We start from the raw sequence: 6,616 nt of genomic DNA on the forward strand, positions 1-6,616 counted from the left end.
GGTCTTTTCATTAACCAAAGGCGCCTTTAATATAACGCTGCGTAAGTTCGTGTTGCGGGTTATTAAAGATTGCTGATGTAGGCGCATATTCGATCAGTTCACCGAGGTACATAAAAGCGGTAGAGTCGGCCACTCGCTGGGCTTGTTGCATATTATGGGTCACAATGACTACGGCAAACTTTTCCCTTAGCTGTAACATTAATTCTTCGATCTTGAGCGTACTGATGGGGTCTAATGCTGCACAGGGTTCATCCATTAGAATAACTTCGGGGGCAATAGCAATGGCTCTTGCAATACAAAGCCGCTGCTGTTGACCGCCGGAAAGTTCAAGCGCGGGCTTATCTAACCGATCCCCCACTTCGTCCCATAAATAACAAGATTTTATGGCTTCCTCTACCCGTGTACGAACCATATTCTTATCCCCAATCTTGTTGATTTTTAGTCCATACGCCACATTCTCGAAAATGGATTTCGGAAATAAATTGGGTTTTTGGAAAACCATACCCACTTTGCGGCGCACATCAACTACATCCACTTTCGCGCCTAAAATGGCATGGCCGTCTAAAAGAATCTCACCAGTTACCATCGCTTGCGGGGTTAAATCGTGCATTCGGTTCAACGAACGAAGTAAAGTGGATTTCCCGCATCCGGAAGGCCCGATGAGTGCCACGATTTTTTGATCCGGAAACGTGATAGAGACGTTTTTGAGGACCTGTTTTTCACCAAAGGCAATGTTCAGGTTGCGGACAACTAATTTATCGGTCATCGTTTATGGGGTTTATCTCTTTCAAGCTGGGGATTGTGCCTGAAAACGATAGCGAATTTGGAGGGCAATAAGGTTAAGGACAGTTACCATTGCCAATAAAGTAAGTGCAGTTCCATAAGCCAATGGTCGCACTTCCTCGATGGCATGGTGTTGTGTTGCCAAAACGTATAAGTGATACGGCAATGCCATAAAGCTGTCCCAAACCGTTCCAGGCAAATAGCGCAAATAATAGGCGACACCCGTAAATAAAATAGGGGCCGTTTCGCCCGCAGCACGGGATAATCCCAACATCACTCCGGTGGTGATACCAGGTAACGCAGGTGGTAGTACTACACTACGGATGGTTTCCCATTGGGTGGCCCCCAAGGCCAAAGCGCCTTCACGATACGACTTAGGTACGGTTTTAAGGGCTTCCTCGGTAGCGGTGATGATATAAGGCAAACTTAATAGACCAAGCGTTAATCCCGCCGAAAGTACCGACGTACCAAAACGCAATCCTTCTACAAATAAAGCCACGCCAAACAGGCCGTAAATAATAGAAGGAACGCCCGCCAAATTACGGATGGAGGCGCGAATTAAGCGGCTGAGAAAATGATCGCGTGCATACTCGCTGAGGTAGATGGCGGAAGTTATGCCTACTGGCACCGCAAATAAGGCAGTAATCAACGTAACAAATGCAGTACCCACCACTGTTGGAAAAATCCCGCCAGTGGTCATGCCTTTTTGCGGAAACGTCGTCCAAAAAGCCCAACTCAGGGAGCCACCGCCTTTTAAAAACAAATCGGCAATTAACCAGAAGATCAATAACACAACCAAAAGGGTACATAATCGCAAGACCCCAAAGCCCAATTGTTCAATCCATGCAGAACGGTTCATGACAATTGTCTGAATTTGGCAGCGAGATATTCGGCTGTCAGGTTAAATAAAAGGCTCATCACAAAAAGGGTGGCGCCAATGGCAAATAAGCTATAATAGTGAGTGGTACCAAAGGGTACTTCGCCCATCTCGATGGCCATAGTGGCTGTCATGGTACGCACCGAGTCGAAAAGGCTGCCGGGTACTTCAAGTGCATTTCCGGTGGCCATAAGGACCGTCATGGTCTCGCCCACCGCACGCCCTACGCCCAGAACGCCAGCTGCAATGATGCCGGAACCCGCTGCAGGAAGAGTGACCCGAATGAGCGTCGTCCATTTATTGCTCCCTAACGCATATGAGGCCTCCCGATATGATCTCGGAACAGCGCGGATGGCATCTTCTGCAACGGTGACAATGGAAGGCAAGGCCATAATGGCCAATAGAATGGCGCCGTTTAATGCCGTAAAACCATTGGGTAAATTAAATACTTGGGCCAAGAAGGGGCCAATGACCACGATGCCAATAAATCCGACGACCACCGATGGAATCCCTGCTAATAATTCTATGATGGGACGCACAAAACCCCTCATGCGTGGTGAGGCAACCTCCGAAAGGTAGGCAGCTAAGGCAATCCCTAATGGAAAGGCGAGCATTATCGCTGCAGCGGTCACCAACATCGTTCCTCCCACCATCCCACCTATGCCGTATTGCGGATTTTTTAAAGCGCCTGGATTCCATTCGGAAGAGAAGAAGAATTGCCAAATAGAAACTTCTTTAAACATTTGGAATCCATTCCAAACCAAAAGAAAGAATATGCCGACCAAAATCAAAACCGACAACAATGCGGCTGCTTTCACAAGCAGTTTAAACACGCGGTCCTGTAGATGGCGGTACTGGTTCGTAGTGGTTTGAGAGGGCTGAAGTGATTTATTTAGCATAAACAGGTTGTGCCATGGATGAAACTTCGGCACCGGGTGCGAGTGCCAATGGAAGCTCTACCGGAATGTAGCCGCTTTCTCGGATGATGGCTTTGCCTTGCTCGGAACGTTCAAACCGAAGAAATGCGGCTAATTTCCCGCGTGCTGGTCCATTTAAAAAATGATACAACGGACGTTTGAGCGGATACAGCCCGCTTGCCACTGCGGATGCGTCAAGGGGCGAAACCCCTTCGCCACTCCCGATTCGTATCACGGAAATTCCTGCACTTGGCTTCCCACCATGTTGTACATAACCCAAACTAACGTAGCCGATGCCGCCACGGTCTTGTTTAATGGCTTCAACAATTTGTGCAGTACCATTCATCCCTTTTACTTTGGAGGAATATTCGGCTTTTAAGATATTTTCGCGTAGATATACATAGGTTCCTGAATTGCTCTGGCGTCCATACAGCGAGATTTCGCGGTCTGGTCCCCCCACTTCTTTCCAATTTCGGATGTCACCCCGATAAATACCCGCAAGTTGTTCGAGGGTCAAGGTGCGAATCTGCAGGCTTGGATGAAGGATAAACACCAAAACGTCTTCTGCAAACACAACGGGAACTGGACGAATACTTCGGGCCGCTGCCATCTCAAGTTCTTTTACGCTCATGTCTCGAGACGAATTGGCAATATCGGTTTTGCCGTTTAAAAGTGCCGCAATTCCAGAGCCGGATCCGCCGCCCTTCACCGAGACCGAGACCCGATGCTCGTGGTTCATAAAGGATTCTGCCAATGCCATGACCACTGCCACTTCCGAATCGGATCCTTTAATCTGTACTTGTTCGATGGTTTGAACTGGACGACAAGCTGAAAGCCCAAATATAACCCAAAAAAGAATGAATTGACGTACCATTTGACCTCCAAATTAGATTGTTCGATGATACGTCAATTAAAACACAGAGAAATTAATATAGCATTATAACCAAGTGGATTTTAGGTATAATAATATTACGGTGATATTCTGTTTACATATTGGTAATAAAATAATTAAGATTTGGTAACAGAGGGTGTGCTTAGACCCAATCTGTCCATTAGGCCACCTAGGGCACGGTTTTATGCTATTCTGATATGAGTGTTGTAAAGACATTAATTGGTACATTAAGCCTATTTATAAATTTTTTGGTTTATTATATCATCACTTTAATCAATCAAAGATATCATATTTTGAGTAAATAAATATATTTTTCTATTTTAGATTAATCATGAAATTAATATTTTTTCAATTCTTTTATCAGGAATAAACCAAATTAAAGCAGTCAAATAAAATAAAATGAGTGAAATGATGGGGTAATAAAATGCCAGAACAATACCAGCCGCATATGCAAGAAGAGATATTCTTTCCTTGTGATGACCTCTTACCGCAATACTTAATTTTGATTCTGGACCTTCGTACTGTATGGCTGCTTTTTCTAAAAGGTAAAAAGAAATAGCAGATAAAAAAAGTACAAGGCCATAAAGTACAACCGTATTTCCCCCAAAATGATGTTCCCCCATCCATGCCGTTGCAAAAGGTAAAATCGAAATCCAGAATAGTAAATTTAGATTGGCAAGTAAGATTCTTCCATTTACAAGCTGAATAGCCTGAAAAAGGTGGTGATGGTTGTTCCAATAAATACCAACATATATAAAGCTAAATAAGTAAGATAAAAACTTGGGTAATAGGGGAAGTAGGGCTTGGAATGTAGCACCTTCAGGGATATGAAACTCTAATACCATGATGGTGATGATAATGGCAAGTACGCCGTCACTGAATGCTTCTAATCGGTTTGTCGTCATGGGAATTGAAATAAGCAGGAAAAAAAGGATTGTTGTATGAAAGGAAGAAGATACGACAATTTCCAGACAACACGCTTCATCGTACCATTTTTTTGAAAACCAAGCGTCTTACATACGGAGACATGACAAAACAAATTAAGGTAGTATTATATTGTTTTAAATTTATTTGTATTTACTTTAAGAATATGAATGCATGATTTTATCATTTCTATATAGCTCAAAGGAATATGGCTTACATTGAAGCCTGGCCCACAACAAAACAGCGTGGTCAAATAGAGTGCTTGATCTATGTTTCCAATTGATGTACCTTGGCATGAATTAATTTCCACATCAGAAAGCAACGACTGCATATTAGGCCATCCATCAATGGCGCAGTCTTTATTGTTTTTAAGTAGTGGTATAAAATAAAATCGAACAGATGATAAAAATTACTTTATTTAAATAATAAAACAATTATTATTTATGCAAAATTTATCCAAAACATTTATTTATTTATTGATTTTAAATAATTTGTTAGCTTGTAATACAATGAAAAATACAAGACGAAATATTACTGCTTCCGAGTTGCTTGGAAATAAAGAAACAATAGCAATATCCTATGGTGGATATCGAAGCGTTAGCAGACGTGTTCAACCAACGATTGCACAACTGAAAGAAGACATGAAGATTCTTTCAGCAATGGGAGTACGTCTTATTAGAACCTATAATGTACATTTGCCCGAGACCAATAATATTTTAAAAGCAATCTATGAACTCAATCAAGAAGACCCAGCATTTGAAATGTATGTTATGCTGGGGGCTTGGATTGATTGTAAAAACGCATGGACAGGTTTTGAACCGATTCATCATGAAGAAAGTGAACGTAATGCCGTGGAAATAGCACATGCCGTTGAGCTGGCCAATGAGTATCCCGAAATCATCAAAATAATTGCGGTTGGGAATGAGGCAATGGTCAAATGGGCCGCAGCCTATTATGTTGAGCCCCATATCATTTTAAAATGGGTTAAATATCTTCAGGAACTAAAAAATAAAGGGGAATTATCAAAAGATTTATGGATTACAAGTTCGGATAATTTTGCCTCGTGGGGAGGTGGTACTTCGGATTATCATGTGCCGGAACTAAACGAACTGATTAAGTCCGTTGATTATATATCAGTACATACATATCCCATGCACGACACCCATTACAATCCAACTTTTTGGGGTGTACAAGAAAATGAATTAACGAAAACAAAAGAAGAACAGGTTGATCTTATCATGGAACGTTCTTTACAATATGCAATGAGCCAATATCAAGCAGTGAGGAATTATATACAAAGCCTTGGAGTAGAAAAACCTATCCATATTGGTGAAACGGGTTGGGCGAGTTTTTCTAACGAATTATATGGCAGTGGAGGTTCTAAAGCAACGGATGAATATAAAGCCGGAATTTATTATAAAAAAATGAGGAAATGGACTACTGAAAATAGAATAGCCTGTTTTTATTTTGAAGCATTTGATGAAATTTGGAAAGATGCATCAAATCCAGGCGGGTCTGAAAATCATTTTGGCCTCTTTACCATTGATGGGAAAGCAAAATGGGCTGTTTGGGACTTGGTTGATAAAGGCATATTTAAAAACCTGACAAGAGATGGTAATGTTATTGAAAAAAGTTATGGGGGTGATTTTAGAAAACTCTTGGATGAAGTAGAAATTCCAATTAAAAAGTAATCTGATAAAAACCTGTACCAATTATAAAATAGGTGCAAGATTATTTCTTCTTCTGGCGAACTATTACCCTATCTGCCTATGTTTGGTTTAAGCTTGGTAAGTAGGTTCTAATTCATATTTAAGTTAGTAGAATCTCCACCATTTTTTCTTTTTTTTGACCTTGTTCCAACGTTCCTCATAACGCTTTGTCACTTCATCAGCGGTTCCATTATCTTCATATATTTTAAATCCATCTACTTGTTGACCAATATCTATTACTCGGTCTTTATGTGTTATTACTTCAAAACCGTGTTCTGGATCCCATAGACAATAAAAATGCCATATGATGTATGCCATGCTGTCTTTAACTTCTGTTTCAATAGACATCCCAGAGAGGCCAATATAGTTTTTGAAGTAACTGGTTAGCCTGCGGGGCCCCGATACTCTGGGATACCGCCAGATAGCACGGTATAGAGTTCATTGAAAGGATTGAATTGGAGTTTTCGGACAGTGGAGATAAAGGATTGAATACGGGCATAGATTTCCGCTCCGT

The 6,616-nt window shown here is 41.6% G+C and carries 7 protein-coding genes; 1 reads left to right on the forward strand and 6 read right to left on the reverse strand.

The annotated features are described in order from the left end of the window. Positions 1-10: 10 nt before the first annotated feature. The 5 genes from pstB to JNN12_16785 form a co-directional block, all read right to left on the reverse strand. Positions 11-766, reverse strand: a complete 756-nt coding sequence (gene pstB, locus JNN12_16765) for a phosphate ABC transporter ATP-binding protein (protein MBL7979992.1) — start codon at positions 764-766, stop codon at positions 11-13. Positions 767-787: 21 nt separating this feature from the next. Then, positions 788-1,642, reverse strand: a complete 855-nt coding sequence (gene pstA / locus JNN12_16770) for a phosphate ABC transporter permease PstA (protein MBL7979993.1) — start codon at positions 1,640-1,642, stop codon at positions 788-790. Further along, positions 1,639-2,559, reverse strand: a complete 921-nt coding sequence (gene pstC, locus JNN12_16775; GenBank protein MBL7979994.1) for a phosphate ABC transporter permease subunit PstC — start codon at positions 2,557-2,559, stop codon at positions 1,639-1,641. Before pstC ends, pstA begins: the two co-directional genes overlap by 4 nt. Beyond that, complete coding sequence (locus JNN12_16780; protein MBL7979995.1) at positions 2,549-3,451, reverse strand: phosphate ABC transporter substrate-binding protein; 903 nt, start codon at positions 3,449-3,451, stop codon at positions 2,549-2,551. The genes pstC and JNN12_16780 overlap by 11 nt, the downstream gene beginning before the upstream one ends. 347 nt (positions 3,452-3,798) lie before the next feature. Continuing rightward, positions 3,799-4,374: a DUF1211 domain-containing protein gene (locus JNN12_16785; protein MBL7979996.1), complete on the reverse strand. Its 576-nt coding sequence runs from the start codon at positions 4,372-4,374 to the stop codon at positions 3,799-3,801. A 462-nt stretch (positions 4,375-4,836) separates the two neighbouring features. Between JNN12_16785 and JNN12_16790 the strand changes: the two genes are divergently transcribed. Beyond that, complete coding sequence (locus JNN12_16790; protein ID MBL7979997.1) at positions 4,837-6,084, forward strand: hypothetical protein; 1,248 nt, start codon at positions 4,837-4,839, stop codon at positions 6,082-6,084. A 123-nt stretch (positions 6,085-6,207) separates the two neighbouring features. Here JNN12_16790 and JNN12_16795 read toward each other — a convergent pair whose 3' ends face one another. After that, a complete protein-coding gene (locus JNN12_16795; GenBank protein ID MBL7979998.1) occupies positions 6,208-6,450 on the reverse strand; it encodes a hypothetical protein in 243 nt (80 codons plus the stop codon). Positions 6,451-6,616: the final 166 nt, after the last annotated feature.

Source organism: Bacteroidetes Order II. bacterium (assembly GCA_016788705.1).
Lineage (GTDB): Bacteria > Bacteroidota > Rhodothermia > Rhodothermales > UBA2364 > UBA2364.